Annotated in this window: 13 protein-coding genes and 2 pseudogenes; 12 read left to right on the forward strand and 3 right to left on the reverse strand. The window is 60.6% G+C overall.

Annotated elements, in window-relative coordinates:
- The first annotated feature begins 27 nt into the window (after positions 1-27).
- From ACZ5M5_RS15400 to ACZ5M5_RS15435, 8 genes and pseudogenes are all read left to right on the forward strand, one after another.
- A complete protein-coding gene (locus ACZ5M5_RS15400) occupies positions 28-984 on the forward strand; it encodes an ABC transporter permease (protein ID WP_060743220.1) in 957 nt (318 codons plus the stop codon).
- Positions 981-1,856 carry an ABC transporter permease gene (locus ACZ5M5_RS15405; protein WP_053121195.1) on the forward strand — a complete coding sequence of 292 codons (876 nt, stop codon included), beginning with the start codon at positions 981-983 and terminating at the stop codon, positions 1,854-1,856. The genes ACZ5M5_RS15400 and ACZ5M5_RS15405 overlap by 4 nt, the downstream gene beginning before the upstream one ends.
- Before the next feature lies 1 nt (position 1,857).
- Positions 1,858-3,699: an ABC transporter ATP-binding protein gene (locus ACZ5M5_RS15410; protein ID WP_464737537.1), complete on the forward strand. Its 1,842-nt coding sequence runs from the start codon at positions 1,858-1,860 to the stop codon at positions 3,697-3,699.
- A gap of 70 nt (positions 3,700-3,769) precedes the next feature.
- Positions 3,770-4,927 (forward strand): acetylornithine deacetylase, encoded by a 1,158-nt coding sequence (gene argE / locus ACZ5M5_RS15415; RefSeq protein WP_464737538.1) that lies wholly within the window; start codon positions 3,770-3,772, stop codon positions 4,925-4,927.
- Between the two features lie 217 nt (positions 4,928-5,144).
- Positions 5,145-6,601 (forward strand): annotated as a pseudogene (locus ACZ5M5_RS15420) (NAD-dependent succinate-semialdehyde dehydrogenase).
- Positions 6,602-6,635: 34 nt separating this feature from the next.
- Positions 6,636-7,715: a tartrate dehydrogenase gene (locus ACZ5M5_RS15425; RefSeq protein WP_060742358.1), complete on the forward strand. Its 1,080-nt coding sequence runs from the start codon at positions 6,636-6,638 to the stop codon at positions 7,713-7,715.
- A gap of 156 nt (positions 7,716-7,871) precedes the next feature.
- Entirely contained in the window at positions 7,872-8,177 is a 306-nt protein-coding gene (locus ACZ5M5_RS15430) for an IS3 family transposase (RefSeq protein ID WP_060738273.1), read from the forward strand.
- On the forward strand, positions 8,174-9,010 hold the full coding sequence (locus ACZ5M5_RS15435) for an IS3 family transposase (protein ID WP_060738274.1): 837 nt from the start codon (positions 8,174-8,176) through the stop codon (positions 9,008-9,010). Before ACZ5M5_RS15430 ends, ACZ5M5_RS15435 begins: the two co-directional genes overlap by 4 nt.
- Before the next feature lie 159 nt (positions 9,011-9,169).
- Here ACZ5M5_RS15435 and ACZ5M5_RS15440 read toward each other — a convergent pair whose 3' ends face one another.
- The 3 genes from ACZ5M5_RS15440 to ACZ5M5_RS15450 all read right to left on the reverse strand — a co-directional run bounded on the left by ACZ5M5_RS15440 (position 9,170) and on the right by ACZ5M5_RS15450 (position 11,935).
- Positions 9,170-9,877, reverse strand: a complete 708-nt coding sequence (locus tag ACZ5M5_RS15440; RefSeq protein ID WP_464737539.1) for a cupin domain-containing protein — start codon at positions 9,875-9,877, stop codon at positions 9,170-9,172.
- A 47-nt stretch (positions 9,878-9,924) separates the two neighbouring features.
- A complete protein-coding gene (locus ACZ5M5_RS15445) occupies positions 9,925-10,782 on the reverse strand; it encodes a GNAT family N-acetyltransferase (RefSeq protein WP_464737540.1) in 858 nt (285 codons plus the stop codon).
- Between the two features lie 226 nt (positions 10,783-11,008).
- A complete protein-coding gene (locus ACZ5M5_RS15450) occupies positions 11,009-11,935 on the reverse strand; it encodes a 2-hydroxyacid dehydrogenase (protein ID WP_464737541.1) in 927 nt (308 codons plus the stop codon).
- 287 nt (positions 11,936-12,222) lie between these two features.
- Between ACZ5M5_RS15450 and gabT the strand changes: the two genes are divergently transcribed.
- From gabT to pstS, 4 genes and pseudogenes are all read left to right on the forward strand, one after another.
- Entirely contained in the window at positions 12,223-13,515 is a 1,293-nt protein-coding gene (gabT, locus tag ACZ5M5_RS15455; protein WP_464737542.1) for a 4-aminobutyrate--2-oxoglutarate transaminase, read from the forward strand.
- A gap of 92 nt (positions 13,516-13,607) precedes the next feature.
- Positions 13,608-14,263, forward strand: a pseudogene (locus tag ACZ5M5_RS15460) (HAD family hydrolase).
- A gap of 46 nt (positions 14,264-14,309) precedes the next feature.
- A complete protein-coding gene (locus ACZ5M5_RS15465; protein ID WP_060742352.1) occupies positions 14,310-14,798 on the forward strand; it encodes an Lrp/AsnC family transcriptional regulator in 489 nt (162 codons plus the stop codon).
- Between the two features lie 300 nt (positions 14,799-15,098).
- Entirely contained in the window at positions 15,099-16,130 is a 1,032-nt protein-coding gene (gene pstS / locus ACZ5M5_RS15470) for a phosphate ABC transporter substrate-binding protein PstS (protein WP_060742351.1), read from the forward strand.
- The last annotated feature ends 31 nt before the right edge of the window (positions 16,131-16,161 follow it).

Below are 16,161 nucleotides of genomic sequence, written 5' to 3' on the forward strand. Positions count from 1 at the left end.
TGGGCCATATTGCATGAGGGTCGGATGATGAACAGCAACACACTCTGGTTGATCGGCCGCCGCCTGGGGGCGGCGGTCGTGACCTTGTTGATTGTCTCCATGGTGGTATTCGCCATCACGGCAGTGCTGCCGGGGGACGCGGCGCAACAGGCGCTGGGGCAGTTCGCCACGCCGGAACAGGTGGCGGCCCTGCGGATGAAAATGGGGTTGGACCAGCCCGGTGTGTTGCGTTACCTGCATTGGCTGACGAGCCTGCTCAGCGGTGACTTGGGGATGTCGATGTCCAATGCCATGCCGGTCGTCGACTTGATGGCCGGCCGGGTCCCCAACACCTTGATGCTGGCGGCTGCCACGGCGTTGGTATCGGTGCCTGTGGCCTTGACCCTGGGTATCGGTTCGGCGATGGGACGAGGCGGGCGTATCGACAGCTTCCTGAGCTTCTTCACCTTGACCATGGTGGCGGTGCCGGAGTTTCTGGTCGCCACCTTGGCGGTGCTGATATTCGCGGTGAACCTGGGCTGGTTGTCGGCACTGTCCTATGCCAGTGACATCACCTCACCCTGGCAATTCATGCGCACCTACGCCTTGCCGGTGATGACGCTGTGCTGCGTGATTGTCGCGCAAATGTCGCGCATGACCCGGGCGGCGGTGATCGATCAACTCGACAGCCCTTACGTGGAAATGGCCCGGCTCAAGGGCGTCAGCAATATCCGGATCGTCCTTCGACATGCCTTGCCCAATGCCATTGGCCCCATCGCCAATGCCATCGCCCTGAGCCTGTCCTACCTGTTGGGCGGGGTGGTGATCGTGGAAACGATCTTCAACTACCCCGGCATCGCCAGCCTGATGGTCGATGCCGTGACCAACCGCGACATGGCCCTGGTCCAGGCCTGCACCATGTTGTTTTGTACGGCGTACCTGGCGTTGGTGTTGATTGCCGACCTGTGCGCGATCCTTTCCAACCCGAGGCTGAGAAACCAATGAACAACCTCATTGTGAAGTCCCCGACGGCGGCCGTTGCGCTGGGGCTGGGCAAAGACGCCCACGCAAAGTCCTGGCTTGGCCTGGTCGGTGCCGCGATGTGTGTGATCTGGTTGCTGGTGGCCATCTTCGGTCCGTGGCTGGCGCCGCATCCGGTGGGAGAGGTGGTCTCTGACAACGTCTTCGACAGTCTCAGCGCGACATACCCGTTTGGCACCGATTACCTGGGCCGCGACATGCTCAGCCGGATCCTTGTCGGCGCACGCTTCACCGTCGGCCTGGCGCTGGTGGCCGCGGTGTTGTCCAGCACCCTGGGAACCAGTCTGGCGCTGCTGTCGGTGGTGTCGCCAAAGTGGCTGGATGAACTGATCAGTCGCCTGATGGACGCGTTCATCTCGATCCCCAGCAAGATGTTGGCGCTGATCATGGTCTCGGCCTTCGGCTCCTCGGTCACCTTGCTGATCTGCACGGCGGTGTTGAGCTACACCCCCGGCGCTTTCCGCATCGCCCGCAGCATGGCGGTGAATATCGAAGCCCTGGAATACGTGCAAGTGGCCCGTACCCGTGGCGAGCGCCGGCTGTACATCGCTTGTGTGGAAATCCTGCCGAACATACTCAACCCGGTGCTGGCGGACCTGGGCCTGCGTTTTGGTTTTATCGTGTTGCTGCTCAGTGGCATGAGTTTCCTGGGACTGGGCGTGCAACCGCCGGATGCCGACCTGGGCTCGCTGGTGCGCGAGAACATCGGCGGCCTCAATCAGGGGGCGCCGGCCATTGTGATTCCGGCCCTGGCCATCGGCACTCTGACCATCGGTGTGAATCTGTTCATCGACCGGTTGTCGTCGCGACGTAGCCGACGTTCGGGAGGTCATTGAAATGAGCGAATTGATTCGAGTACAGGACCTGCGCGTGGTCGCCTGTGGCGAACAGGGTGAAGTGGACATCGTCAAGGGGGTCAGCTTTTCCCTGCAAAAAGGCGAAGTGTTGGCGTTGATCGGTGAGTCCGGTTCCGGCAAGACCACCATTGCCCTGGCGCTGCTCGGTTATGCCCGGCGCGGTTGTCGCCTGGCGGGCGGCGTGGTGCAAATCGGCGAGCATGACATGCTGGCGTCGAGCGAAAGCCAGTTGCAGAAGTTGCGGGGCAACCGGGTGTCCTATATCGCCCAGAGCGCCGCAGCGGCATTCAATCCGGCGAAAAAGCTGATCGACCAAGTGGTGGAGGGCGCTCTGATCCACGGCCTGGGTAGTCGGGCGGCGCTTGAAGCCAAGGCTATCGAGTTGTTCCGCGACCTGGCCCTGCCAGACCCTGAGCGTATCGGCCAGCGCTACCCCCATCAGGTGTCCGGCGGGCAACTGCAACGGGTGATGGCGGCCATGGCGCTGATCAGCGATCCGTTGCTGGTGGTGCTCGACGAGCCGACCACGGCCCTTGATGTGACCACCCAGATCGATGTACTGCGGGCCTTCAAGCGAGTGGTCCGTGAACGTGGGGCCACGGCCGTCTATGTGTCTCACGATCTGGCGGTGGTGGCGCAGATGGCTGACCAGATCGTGGTGCTCAATGGCGGCGAAATCTTCGAACACAGCGCCACGGCACCGTTGCTCAAGGGCCCGGCCCACGAATACACCCGCAGCTTGTTGGCGGCGGCACGCCCAGACACGACGATCCGTCCGCCAAGCGACATCGCCCAAGAGACACCGTTGCTGACCATCCAGGGGCTCACCGCTGGCTATGGCAACAAAAATGCCCAGGGCATGCCAGCGATTCGCGTGCTGGAAGACATTGACCTGACGGTTCGCAGAGGCCAGGCCATCGGCGTCATCGGTGAGTCGGGTTCCGGCAAATCGACCCTGGCACGGGTCGTGGCCGGATTGCTGGTACCGGCCCTTGGCGGGTTGACCTTCGATGGCCAACCCCTGGGGGGCAGCCTGTCGTCGCGCACCCCCGAGCAGTTTCGACGTATTCAAATGGTCTTCCAGAATGCCGACACCGCGCTCAACCCGATGCACAGCGTCAGCACGATCCTGAGCCGCCCGCTGAAGATGTATTTCGGCCTCAAGGGCGCGGCTTTGCGCGAGCGTATCGGCGAATTGCTGGACCTGGTGCGTTTGCCGCGGGCGATGGCGCAGCGGCGTCCGAACGAACTGTCCGGCGGGCAGAAGCAACGGGTCAACCTGGCCCGGGCCTTGGCGGCCAAGCCGGACCTGATTCTCTGCGACGAGGTGACCTCGGCGCTGGATACCGTGGTCGGTGCGGCGATTCTCGAACTGCTGCGCGATCTGCGCCAGCAACTGGGGGTGTCCTATCTGTTCATCAGCCACGACATCTCCACCGTGCGCGCCCTGTGTGACGACATCGTGGTGATGTACAGCGGCCACAAGATCCAGGCCGGAACGCGCCAATCCTATGCGCAGGCACCGTTCCATCCGTATACCGACCTGCTGATCCATTCCGTACCGGAACTGCGCCAGGGCTGGCTGGAAACCTGTGGGGCCACGACCTGCCAGACGCTGCCGGCCATTGGCCCTAAAGCCAACGTGCCCGACCTGTGCACCTTCCTCAGTCGCTGCCCGGTGCGGGTCGACGGCTTGTGCAACTGCGTCGCGCCGCAGCGGCGGATGATTGTGGGCGGCAGTGAAATCCTCTGCCACCACGACAGTGCGGAACTGATGAAGACCCAGCAGTTCAACAACATGACCGTGGCGGCGTATGCATGAACCGGCGTTTCGTCAGGCTGGTCGACATCAAGCGCTTCTTCTTTTCAGTCGAGCAACGGAGCAAGGCCTCATGAAACCCCGCGTGTTGGACATTCTCAAACGGCTGATGGCCTTCGATACCGTCTCTTCGGAATCGAACATGGCCTTGATCGAGTACGTACGCGACCTGCTGCTGACCAAGGGCATCGAGTCCCTGATCGTCAAGGATGAAAGCGGCAAGAAAGCCAATCTGTTTGCCAGCACCGGGCCACGGGACGTGCCGGGGATCCTGCTGTCCGGGCATACCGACGTGGTGCCGGCGGCGGGGCAGGCCTGGACCTTTCCTGCCTTCGAGGCGACGGTGCAGGACGGGCGGATTTATGGCCGTGGCAGTTGCGACATGAAGGGTTTTATCGCACTGGCTGTCGACGCCATGCTCGAGGCCACCGAGCAGCCATTGAGCCGGCCATTGCAATTGGCCCTGTCCCATGACGAAGAGATCGGTTGCGTGGGGGTGCGTCGTTTGCTCGATGTGCTGCACCTGGCACCGGTCCGGCCGTTTCTGTGCGTCATCGGCGAGCCAACCAATATGCAGTTCGTACTCGGGCACAAGGGCAAGGGTTCCTACCGTACTTACTGTCGCGGCCTGGAAGCGCATTCCTCCCTGGCACCGCGCTCGGTCAATGCGATTCACGTGGCCTGCGATTTCATTGCCGCGCTGCGCCTGAGCCAGCAGCAGTTGCAAGAGCAGGGGGCCCGGGATACCGATTACGACGTGCCCTACAGCACCGTGCATGTTGGACAGATTGTCGGCGGCAAGGCGCTGAACATCGTGCCCAACTTGTGCACCCTGGACTTCGAAGTGCGTAACTTGCCGGCGGACGACCTGGACGGGTTCCTGGAGCAGATGCGTGAGCGAGCCGAACTGATCGTCGGCGAAGCCAGGAAGCTCTCCAGCGTGGCCGCTATCGAAATCGAGACCCTGAATGTCTACCCGGGCCTCGATACCCACCCGAGCGTCGAAGCGGTGCGTTTCCTGAAAAACTTTGCCGCCCCGGACACCGGCACGGCCAAGGTCTCATTCGGCACCGAGGGCGGATTGTTCAAACAACGCCTGGATGTGCCGGTGGTGGTCTGCGGGCCAGGCTCGATAGAACAGGCGCACAAGCCTGACGAGTTCATCGAGATCAGCCAGATGGACGCTGGCGAGCGCTTCCTGCAAGGGTTAGTGGGCTCAATGCACCGCTAGTATTCCGTCTGCCTGATTGAACATTCCCTCACCACGCCTGCAACCCCGTGCGTTTCATCGCCTGATCGAGGCGCACGGCGATCAATCCCCACCCACGGTAGAGCATGCCGCCGAAGGCTGATTTTCAGCATTCACGGCTGTAGGGCCGGCGTTTTCAGCATCCTCGTCCAGGGCGAAACAATAGACTGAAGGCTGTCTCAAAACAGGACCCGACACCATGCTCAAGAATCGCCTGAAAGACCCCAGCTTGCTGGTAGAACGCGCTTACATCGACGGTCAGTGGGTCGGCGCCGACAACGCCGCGACCGTGGACGTTATCAACCCGGCCACCGGCGAAGTGCTCGCCAGGGTCCCCGCGATACAAGGCAGTGAAACCCGGCGCGCCGTCGAAGCCGCCGACCGTGCCTGGCCGGCCTGGCGTGCACGTCCGGCGGCAGAGCGGGCGGCGCTGCTGGATCGCTGGTATCAGGCCATGATCGACAACCTCGATGACCTGGCGTTGATCTTGACCTGCGAACAGGGCAAGCCGCTGGCGGAAGCCCAGGGCGAAATTCGCTACGGTGCCAGCTTCGTCAAATGGTTCGCCGAAGAAGCCCGACGGGTCTACGGTGAAACCATCCAGGCCCCAGCGGTGATCGCCGCTTGCTGACCCTCAAGCAACCGGTCGGTGTTTGCGCCGCGATCACCCCATGGAACTTCCCCAACGCGATGATCACCCGCAAGTGCGCACCCGCCCTGGCCGCCGGCTGCACGATCGTGGTCAAGCCGTCGGACCTGACCCCGCTGTCAGCCCTGGCACTGGCGGTGTTGGCCGAGCGGGTCGGCATTCCCGCCGGGGTGTTCAACGTCGTGACCGGCATGCCCGCCGGCATTGGTGAAGAACTGACCGGCAACCCGACCGTGCGCAAGCTGTCTTTCACCGGGTCCACGGCGGTCGGTCGCCTGCTGATGCGCCAGAGCGCCGAACACATCAAGCGCTTGAGCCTGGAGCTGGGCGGCAACGCGCCGTTCATCGTGTTCGACGACGCGGACCTGGAGCAGGCCGTGACCGGCATCATGCTCAGCAAATTCCGCAACGCCGGGCAGACCTGCGTCTGCGCCAACCGGATCTTGGTGCAGGATGGGATCTACGAGCGCTTCGCCCAGCGCCTGGTGGAGGAGGTGGGCAAGCTCAAGGTCGGCGATGGCCTGGATGCCGGCGTAAACATAGGTCCATTGATCAATACGGCGGCGGTCAGCAAGGTCGCTCGACATATCGACGAGGCCTTGAGTCAGGGCGCTCGTCTACTCTGTGGTGAAATCCCCAAGGGCGACAGCCAGTTCGTCCAGCCGACGGTGCTCGGTGAAACCCATGCCGGAATGCTGCTGGCCAATGAAGAGACCTTCGGTCCCGTTGCGCCGTTGATGCGTTTCAGCACCGAAGAAGAGGCGCTGGCCTCGGCCAACGCAACGCCTTACGGCTTGGCCGCCTATTTCTTCACCCAGGACTTGCGCCGCTCATGGCGGTTTGGCGAGGCGCTGGAGTTCGGCATGGTCGGGCTCAATACCGGGCTCATTTCCATGGACGTCGCCCCCTTTGGCGGTATCAAGCAATCGGGGCTGGGGCGTGAGGGCAGCAAATATGGCCTGGACGAGTTCCTTGAAGTCAAAGCCTTCCACATGGGTGGCTTGTGATCCGGTCAGCATTTGAAGAGAGGAGGCACGGTTGATGAGCAAACCATTCAGAATCGCTGCGATTGCCGGCGACGGCATCGGTAAGGAAGTCTTGCCGGAAGGGCTGCGGGTATTGGAGCAGGCCGCGAAGAAATGGCAATTGGATTTGAGCATCGAAGTGCTCGACTGGGCTCACTGCGATTATTACCTGGAACACGGGCAGATGATGCCCGCCGACTGGTTCGCGCAGCTCAAGGACTTCGACGCGATCTACTTTGGCGCCGTGGGCTGGCCGGACAAGGTGCCGGATCACATTTCCCTGTGGGGGTCGCTGCTGAAGTTTCGCCGGGACTTCGACCAATACGTGAACATCCGACCGGTGCGGCTGTTTCCCGGTGTACCGTGCCCGCTGGCCGGACGCGAAGCCGGGGACATCGACTTCGTGGTGATCCGCGAAAACACCGAGGGCGAGTATTCCTCGATCGGCGGCAAGATGTTCGAAGGCACCGAACATGAGTTCGTGCTGCAGGAGTCGGTGTTCACTCGCCGCGGTGTGGACCGGATTCTCAAGTTCGCTTTCGACCTGGCCCAGACCCGGCCGCGCAAACGCCTGACCGCGGCGACCAAGTCCAACGGCATCTCCATCAGCATGCCGTACTGGGACGAACGCACCGCGCTCATGGCGCAGCAGTACCCGGACGTCACCTGGGACAAGCAACACATCGATATCCTCTGCGCGCGCTTCGTGCTTCAACCCGACCGCTTCGATGTGGTCGTGGCGTCGAATCTGTTCGGCGACATCCTGTCCGACCTGGGCCCTGCCTGCGCCGGCACCATCGGCATCGCCCCTTCGGCCAACCTCGACCCGGAGCGCCGTTTTCCCTCGTTGTTCGAACCGGTCCATGGCTCGGCGCCGGATATCTATGGACGGAACATCGCCAACCCGATTGCGATGATCTGGTCCGGCGCCTTGATGCTGGACTTCCTCGGCAATGGCGATGAGCGCTACCGTGCGGCCCATGATGGAATTCTCAGGGCCATCGAGCAGGTGATCGCCGAGGGGCCGATCACACCTGATCTAGGCGGGCAGGGCTCGACCCAGGATGTGGGTCAGGCTATTGCGATGGCGCTTTGAACTGAGCATCGCGAGCAAGCTCAGCTCCCACAAGGGATTACGGGCGGATGCTGAATCTGTGGGTACCGAAGAACCTATGTGGGAGCCGAGCTGAACTGGCCTAATAATTCCGGACACCTCTTAAGGGCGATATGATTTCGCCAACTTGGAGGTTCCATGAACGAAAGAAAGGTCTATACCCGCGAGTTCAAGCTGCATGCTGCCAGCATGGTGCTTGATGATAACTGCCCGGTACCAGAAGTTTGTGCATCTCTGGACATCGGACCCACCGCTTTACGGCGCTGGGTTGATCAGGTTCGTAAGGAACGCGAGGGCCAGCCAGTTAAAGGCACCAAGGCGATTACTGACGATCAGCGCCAGATCCAGGAGCTAAAAGCCAAGATCAAGCGCATGGAGATGGAAGCTGAAATCCTAAAAAAGGCTACCGCTCTCTTGATGTCGGATCCCGATCGTTTCCGATGATCGCAGAGCTAAGAGAGTCATTTCCGACGGCCGTGGTGTGTCGTGTTTTCGGCGTGAAGCGCAGCAGCTTTTATGAGTGGATTCAGCGGCGATCCAAGCCGCGGATCAGACGTGAAGAACTCAGGCTGAAAGTCGTTGAACTGCACAGTGAAAGTCGCGAAGCCATGGGCTCCAGGATGATCAGCAAGGGCCTGAAATCGCAAAATATTGCAGCGGGAAGAAGCCTGGTCAGAGCGCTGATGAGGGAAGCCAACATTGTCAGTAAACAACGCCAGCCGCATCCATTTAGATCCAAAGGCGTGGAGGCATTTGTCGCGCCTAATCGGCTCAAACGCAACTTCAAACCGACTGCAATCGATCAGGTTTGGTGTGGCGACGTTACCAGCCTGATGGTGGGTAAACGCTGGATTCATCTGGCCATCGTGATCGATTTGTTTGCTCGCAGGGTTATTGGTTGGGCTTTTTCTCTGGTTAATGAGGCCAACCTAGTCAGCAAAGCGCTACGCATGGCGACAGCTGTACGAACGTGTCCTCCAGGGCTGATGTTTCACTCAGACCAAGGATGTCAGTACACCAGTCGCAAGTTTCAAGAAGAACTGACCCGCCACGGCATTGTGCAAAGCATGAGTCATCGGGGACAGTGCTGGGACAACGCTCCAATAGAGCGTTTTTTCGGCACACTGAAGTCAGAGTGGGTACCTCGCAACGGCTACAGCCTGATCGAGGAGGCAAAAACGGACATGGTGCGTTTCTTCATGTACTACAACCGCACCAGGCTCCACAGCTACAACAACTACCTGTCGCCAATAGCCATGGAGCAAAAAGCGGCATAAACACCGTAATCGGTGTCCGGGATTACTTGACCAGTTCAAGCTCGCTCGCGATGGGGCCAGCAAGCCCAGCACCCATGTGACGGACCACCGCCATCGCGAGCAAGCTCGCTCCCACAGGGGGAGCGCGGCCTCAGCAACCCAAAAAAGCCCCGCCAGACATCACTTGCAGACGTAGAACTTGCGCACATAGACGCTGCTCTTCCAGGCGCAGGGGGCGCCTCGAGGCACGAACACCGTATCGCCCGTGTTGACCGCCAGTTCAGAACCATCGGCGTTCTGGAGAATGATGCTGCCCTCGATCAGGTGCATCAGCTCATGCATCGTGTGTGGCCGCGCCTTGCGGGTATAGGGTGTCGAGTCCCAGATGCCGATACGCAGGTTGGTCGCGTCCTCGACGAACACGTTGTTCGAGCGACATTGCGGTGTCGGGCTCAGCAGGAACTCTTCACTCGGCGGCGTCGAAGGGGAGAGCAGGGTGTATGGGGGGAGGGCGGTCAGTCCGACAGTGCCGGTTTCAACAGGCTGGGTATCGGCACAGAATGCCCAGAACGAGCCAGGTAGCGCGTCGATCTGAACCGATGTGCCACGGGCGATCACGGCGCTGTCACCCGGATTGAGTTCGAGCGCGTGATCCTGGCTCTGCAAGATGACGCGTCCCGCGTGGACCACAATCGTTTCACTGTAGGGGTACCGATCGCTGCTGAATTGTCCGCTCGCCTGGACGACGCCGGCAGCAATGTCATCGGTCCCGACATAAGCGATCTGTCGGTCGAAAGGATCGTTGGCGCCCAATGAGCCGCAGGTGAATGCTGTTGACGCGGGAGTGCCGTTGGCATGTGCGAGCAGCACGGCGGTGGGGTCTAGCATGAGGGTGTTACTCCGGGAGAGTGGATAGTGTCGCTGTGAGTGGGGCGTCAGCCGATAGCCTGGGTCACCAGCGCAAACTGATGTACGCCATCGTGGGCCTGGGGTGGGGTCCCACGAACCATTTGTGCGACGGTGTCGACCTGTTTCAGCCCGGCTTCTTCCAGCCAGGAACCGAGCCCGCTGTCGGGCAGTACATCCATGCGCACGAAAGCATCCGGCACTTGCGCCAACAACACCGCGATCAGGTGCTTGGCCTGCTCTGGATTTTCCGCAACGACCGGGCCGATGTAACGACCGCGACCGAAGGAGCGCAGGAGGGCGAACGCTCGCAATTGCCCCTCACGCTCGATCCCCACGACGTCTTCGACACTCTCGAACAGATCGTTGAGCACGGCATGCCTGTCCAGGCCGCTGCCAGCGTTGGCGAGTGCGATCACGTCGTTTCGATCGGCTTCGGTCAGGTGGCGCAAGCGCTCACTGGGTGGCAGGTCACTGGGGGCAGGGGGCGATACGTTTCCTTGGTGTTGTTGGATATGCCCAAAGTCGACGAATCCCTGGCTGACATAAAGAGGCGCGCCGGCCAGCGTCGCATTGAGCATGGGGGTCTGCGAACCGCACGCCTGGAGTGCCAGCTCCATCAGTTTGCGACCGATGCCCTGGCCCTGGTACTCATCGCTGACGATCACCAGGCCGATCGTGGCGTAGTCACCCTGTGGGCAGGTGAACGCCGTACCGATCAGGCGGCCTTCGTCCTCTGCGACAAAACCCTGCGAGACACGCTGCAGCATGGCCCAGTCTTCCAGGCGGTGGGGCCACTTCAACTGCACGGACAAGGCATGAGCCGATGTCACATCGGCAGGCGTCATGGGGCGATAGGTACAGGCGGGGCGTTGCGTGTTGGACATGACAGATCTCCATGGACAGGGAGCGTGACCGGTCGGATTTCTCCGCTGAAAGTGTTGGTATCTCACCTGCCACCAGGCCTGACAAGAGGCGGACATTGATTCGGTAGATTGCATAAGTTGCGGCTTCGCGCACCGCAGTTATTGCTCAAATCGGGAGCAGGCTCAGCAGCAAATATCAGCGGATTTTTCGTCGGTGTTTTTCTCGTAGGTGCATGACACACGCGGGTCAATAACGTCGCTGAGGGTCAATCTGGCCGAGCATCGATTCGCCGCGCTGATGGCGGCGGATATTGTCCAGCAACACGCCAAAGGCACTTTCGGGTTGGGTCATCGCCGCGATATGCGGCGTCAGTAATATTTGTGGATGCTGCCAGAACGGGTGATCCGATGCTGCCGGTTCCTGTTGCAATACGTCGAGCACCGCGGCACTGAGCTGGCCGCTGGCCAGGGCGTCGAGCAGATCCTCTTCTATCAGGTGCCCGCCGCGACCCATGTTGACCAGGGCAGCCCCCTTGGGCAGGTGTTGGAACAACTGGCGGTTGAGAATCCCTTTGGTCTGCTCGGTCAATGGCAAGACACACAACACGATGTCGCATTGGCCGAGGAACGCCGGGAGCTGTGCGTCACCGGCAAAGCAATCCACCCCGGCGATGCGGTGTTCGCTGCGTGCCCAACCTGATAAGGCGAAGCCAAAGGTCTGCAAGGTGGCCAGGATCTGCCGGGCCTGCATGCCTAGCCCCATGACACCGACCCGACGTTGGGCCGCCGGCTGCAGCAAGTGCGCCTGCCAGCACCGGGCGACCTGTTGCTGGCGATAACGGAGCATGTCCCGGTGCAGGCTGAGCACGGCGAAACTGGCGTACTCGCACATGCCCCGGGTGATGCCGGGGTCGAGTAGCCGGACCACCGGCAGGGACGTGGGCAGGCGATCAAGGTCAAGTTGGTCGACCCCGGCCGACAAGGCGAACAGCACCTCCAGGTTTGGCAGCCGTGTTTCGAGGTCGTCCGGCGCCTGCCAGGCGGCGAGGTAGCGAATATCCTTCGGATCGCCGATGTCCGGCCAGGCACGCCATTCGATATCCGGCGCGTGCTCGGCGAATAGACGCTTCCATTGTTCGCCGCGTACCGGGTCGGCTTTATAAAGCAGGGCCATGGGTCACTTCTCGTTACTGGATAGGGAACCTCCAGCATGCCCGAGTGGCAAAGCAGGATGTATCAAAAGAGCCTGCGTAATCACACATCGCTGCGTTGTATGGGGCGTCTGCCGGCAGATTCCATCGGGCTGGAGGCGGCTGAAGGAATCTGCTGTTTGCCGGGGTGAAAACAGTCGATCCGAATTTCCCAGAGCCCAAGTTCGGCTTAGACAATCGCGTCGAACGCTTAACCTGTGGAACACATCGCAGCCGTTTCCCGGTTGCCTGGTTCACTGTGGGAGATGCCATGAACAGTAAAGTCGAAGAAACCCCAAGCTTGCTCCGTCAACGCGACCAATTCGTGCCTCGGGGTCTGGTCACCGCACATCCGCTGGTCATCGACCGGGCCCAGGGGGCTGAAGTGTGGGACGTGGACGGGGCGCGCTACCTGGACTTCGTCGGCGGCATTGGCGTCTTGAACATCGGTCACAATCATCCGAAGGTAGTCGCGGCCGTGCAGGCCCAATTGCAAAAGGTCAGCCATGCTTGCTTCCAGGTGGTGGCCTACAAGCCCTATCTCGACCTGGTCAAGCGCCTGTGCGAGTTGGTAGGTGGTCAGCAAGCCTACAAGGCGGCGTTGTTCACCTCTGGCGCGGAGGCGGTGGAGAACGCGGTGAAGATCGCCCGCGCCCATACCAATCGTCCCGCGGTCATTTCCTTTCGTGGCGGTTTTCATGGGCGTACCTTGCTGGGTACGACGCTGACGGGCATGAGCCAGCCCTACAAGCAGAACTTCGGGCCCTTCGCACCGGAGGTCTTCCATACTCCATACCCGAATGCCTATCGTGGTTTCAGCAGCGAGATGGCGTTGCAGGCCCTGAATGAGCTGCTGGCGACCCAAGTCGCTCCGGATCGCGTCGCGGCGATCATCATCGAGCCGGTGCAGGGCGACGGCGGCTTCCTTTCTGCTCCGCCCGAATTTCTCCAGGCGCTGCGGACCCTCACCGAGCAACACGGCATCGTGCTCATCCTCGATGAAATCCAGACCGGCTTCGGGCGTACCGGCAAGTGGTTCGGTTTTCAGCACGCCGGCATTCAGCCGGACCTGGTCACCGTCGCCAAGAGTCTGGCAGGTGGCTTGCCCATTTCGGGCGTGGTGGGGCGTGCGCACATCATGGACGCGCCATTGCCCGGTGGTCTTGGCGGCACCTATGGCGGCAATGCCTTGTCCTGTGCAGCGGCGCTGGCGGTGATCGACGCTTACGAGCAGGAGCAGTTGCTCGAGCGTGGCCAGGTCCTGGGCGAGCGGCTGCGTCAGGGCCTACTGCGCTTGCAGGTACGTCACCCGCGTATCGGTGACGTGCGCGGCACCGGCTTCATGCTGGCCATCGAATTGATCAAAGACGATGAGGCCCGCAGCCCCGATGCCGAACTCACTCAACAACTGATCGACCAGGCCAGGGTCGGCGGGCTGTTGGTGATCAAATGCGGGGTGCACCGAAATGTCCTGCGCTTCCTGGCGCCCCTGGTCACCGAAGAAAGTCAGATCGACGAAGCACTGACCATTCTTGAAGCAGCATTGCTACGCGTGTTGGATTAATCTCAGGTCTCGGTCGGCCCGCAGTAGCGATGTGCCGACCGGGGGCATTTAGCGCATATGGATTGATGAATGCATCATGGGAGGCGACACACATGCACCTGACTGATTATCGTGCGCTGCTGATCGATTGCGACGAAGTCCTGGTCGATCGGGATTCCGGTGTCTGGACGGCCCTGCAACCTTTGCTCGACAACCATCCGGACGTGCCAGCCAGGGAGGCGGTGCTGGCTGAGTTCGACGAGGCGGTGCGCGGGCTCTATCCGCGTTTTTCCGAACTGGGCTTCAGTGGTCTGTTGTGCTTTGCCCATCGTCAACTGGCAGAGCGCCTGGGGCTCAAGGTCAGTTGGGAGGAGGGCATGAGCTTTGCCCGTTCGGCCAGCAGCTGGTCGCTGTTCGAGGACGCGCCCGGTGCCATGTTGTACCTGCGCAAATTCTACCGGCTGCTGGTGTATTGCGATCGTGATGCCGAGGATCGTGACCCGCTCTGCGAACGCTTGGGAATTCCCCCGAGGACCTGCATTCCCGCGCCAACAATCCATTGGAGGACGAGGCATGGTTGCTGGCGAACAAGCTCAAGCCTGAAAACATCATGCAAGTGTCCAGGCCGCCCGCGTCCCCGCCAAAATCGGCTGGCCTGTGCCTGATCCGCCGTGGCCATGAGCCTGATAATCAAGCATATTCCGCCGATTTCTACATCACCAGCATGGCCGACCTCGTCGCTCAGCATCAGCTATCTTTGCGGCGTTGAATTTGCTAAAACCACTGTCAACCTGAAGACAACCGAGGGGTACCCGATGGAAGGTTTAATAAAACTAGACCGAATTGATATCAGTATCCTTGTTGAACTTCAAAAGGACGGTCGAATGACCAACGTCAGTCTCGCCGATGCCGTGGGCCTGTCATCCAGCCCCTGCCTGCAGCGAGTCAAGCGGCTCGAGTCGGCCGGTTATATTTCCGGCTACAGGGCTCATCTCAACCTGGCCAAGATCACTGACTCGGTCACGGTCTTCACTGAAGTCACTCTCAGCGACCACAAGCGGGAAGACTTCGCCAAGTTCGAATCCAATATTCGCTTGGTCGATGAGGTGCTGGAGTGCCATTTGATCAGCGGCGGGTACGATTACCTGGTGCGCTTCATGACGTGCAGTATCCAGCATTACCAGGAAGTGATCGAAGGGTTGCTGGACAAGAACATCGGCATTTCCAAGTACTTCAGTTACATCGTCATCAAATCCCCCGTGCTCAAGGATGGGGTTCCGCTGCGTAGGTTGTTGCGCCACTGATACGACCCAGCGCCAGCCGTCCATGACGGCAATCCCTCGAACGGGTCCTTACGACCTGCAAGCAGCCCCAGCGCTGCCGGAATCAATGCGCCTCGGCATTGCGATCCGATCAATCGGCGTGTGAATTCAACTTCTTCAGGCCCTGCGCAAACGCCGGGGCGTGGGTGTGCGCGAGCTTTTCACGTCGGTACGGTGGCGTAAAACGGGGACATTTGTCCCCTTTTGCAATTCGATGTTCATAAAAACGTAACACGACTGTTGCAGAGTTCCCCAGCCCGTCATCACAAGGAATTTCTTTCAATGAAAAGTTTGATGAAGTCTGTTGCGCTCGCCGTTACGCTTTCTCTTGGTGCCACTTCGGCGTCGTTCGCTGCAGAAAGCGTCCGTCTGACGGGTTCTGGCGCGAGTTTCCCGGCGCCGATCTACCTGACCTGGTTCAAGGATTTCAGCAAGAAATCCGAAGGTGTCACTGTGGATTACCAATCCAAGGGCAGCGGCGCGGGTGTACAGGACTTCCTGAATAAAACCGTTGATTTCGCCGCCAGTGACTCGGCAATGAAAGACGAAGATATCGCCAAGGTTGCCGAAGGCGTGCAGTTGCTGCCGATGACCGCCGGGGAAATCGTGCTGGCCTATAACCTGCCGGGCAATCCTAAAGGCCTGAAGTTGCCACGCGATGTGTACTCAAACATTTTCCTGGGCAAGATCACCCGCTGGAACGATCCAAAGATCGTCGCCGCCAACCCGGACCTGAAACTGTCCGATACGCCGATCACGGTGGTTGTGCGTGCGGATTCCAGCGGTACGACCGCGGTATTCACCAAGCACTTGGCAACCATCAATCCGGAGTTCAAGCAGGCGCTGGGGGAGGGCAACACCGTCAACTGGCCGGCCAGTGACAAGTTCATCAAGTCGCCGAAGAACGATGGTGTGACGGCTACTGTGCGCCAGACGCCGGGCGCGATTGGCTACATCGAATACGGCTTCGCCAAACTTGCCAAGGTTGACTTTGCCCAGTTGCAGAACAAGGCCGGCCACTACGTCGTGCCAAACGCCGAGAGTGGTGCCGAGGCTCTGGCAGCGGTGAAGATGCCGGATAGCCTGGTGTCCTGGTTGCCTGATCCAGACGGCGCCAAGTCGTACCCGATCACGTCCTACACCTGGATGATTTTCCGCAAGGACAACGGCAACCCGGCCAAGGCCAAGGCCATGCGTGAAATGGTCGAATACAGCCTGACCGAAGGGCAAAAGATTGCCGACTCGATGGGTTACATCCCGTTGCCGCAGTCGGTTGTCGAGCAGGTTCGCAAAGCGTCCGCCAACATTCAGTAACGCCTGAGGCCTCTCTCGGCGTGTGCTGTCA

This window comes from Pseudomonas sp. Van50, from assembly GCF_055390755.1.

Bases quoted from the DNA above. Each gene is read 5' to 3' on its own strand.
- argE (WP_464737538.1), top strand. From the start codon at position 3,770: ATGAAACCCCGCGTGTTGGACATTCTCAAACGGCTGATGGCCTTCGAT.
- ACZ5M5_RS15435 (WP_060738274.1), top strand. From the start codon at position 8,174: ATGATCGCAGAGCTAAGAGAGTCATTTCCGACGGCCGTGGTGTGTCGT.
- ACZ5M5_RS15425 (WP_060742358.1), top strand. From the start codon at position 6,636: ATGAGCAAACCATTCAGAATCGCTGCGATTGCCGGCGACGGCATCGGT.
- ACZ5M5_RS15430 (WP_060738273.1), top strand. From the start codon at position 7,872: ATGAACGAAAGAAAGGTCTATACCCGCGAGTTCAAGCTGCATGCTGCC.
- ACZ5M5_RS15450 (WP_464737541.1), bottom strand. From the start codon at position 11,935: ATGGCCCTGCTTTATAAAGCCGACCCGGTACGCGGCGAACAATGGAAG.
- gabT (WP_464737542.1), top strand. From the start codon at position 12,223: ATGAACAGTAAAGTCGAAGAAACCCCAAGCTTGCTCCGTCAACGCGAC.
- ACZ5M5_RS15405 (WP_053121195.1), top strand. From the start codon at position 981: ATGAACAACCTCATTGTGAAGTCCCCGACGGCGGCCGTTGCGCTGGGG.
- ACZ5M5_RS15465 (WP_060742352.1), top strand. From the start codon at position 14,310: ATGGAAGGTTTAATAAAACTAGACCGAATTGATATCAGTATCCTTGTT.
- ACZ5M5_RS15400 (WP_060743220.1), top strand. From the start codon at position 28: ATGAACAGCAACACACTCTGGTTGATCGGCCGCCGCCTGGGGGCGGCG.
- ACZ5M5_RS15445 (WP_464737540.1), bottom strand. From the start codon at position 10,782: ATGTCCAACACGCAACGCCCCGCCTGTACCTATCGCCCCATGACGCCT.
- ACZ5M5_RS15410 (WP_464737537.1), top strand. From the start codon at position 1,858: ATGAGCGAATTGATTCGAGTACAGGACCTGCGCGTGGTCGCCTGTGGC.
- pstS (WP_060742351.1), top strand. From the start codon at position 15,099: ATGAAAAGTTTGATGAAGTCTGTTGCGCTCGCCGTTACGCTTTCTCTT.
- ACZ5M5_RS15440 (WP_464737539.1), bottom strand. From the start codon at position 9,877: ATGCTAGACCCCACCGCCGTGCTGCTCGCACATGCCAACGGCACTCCC.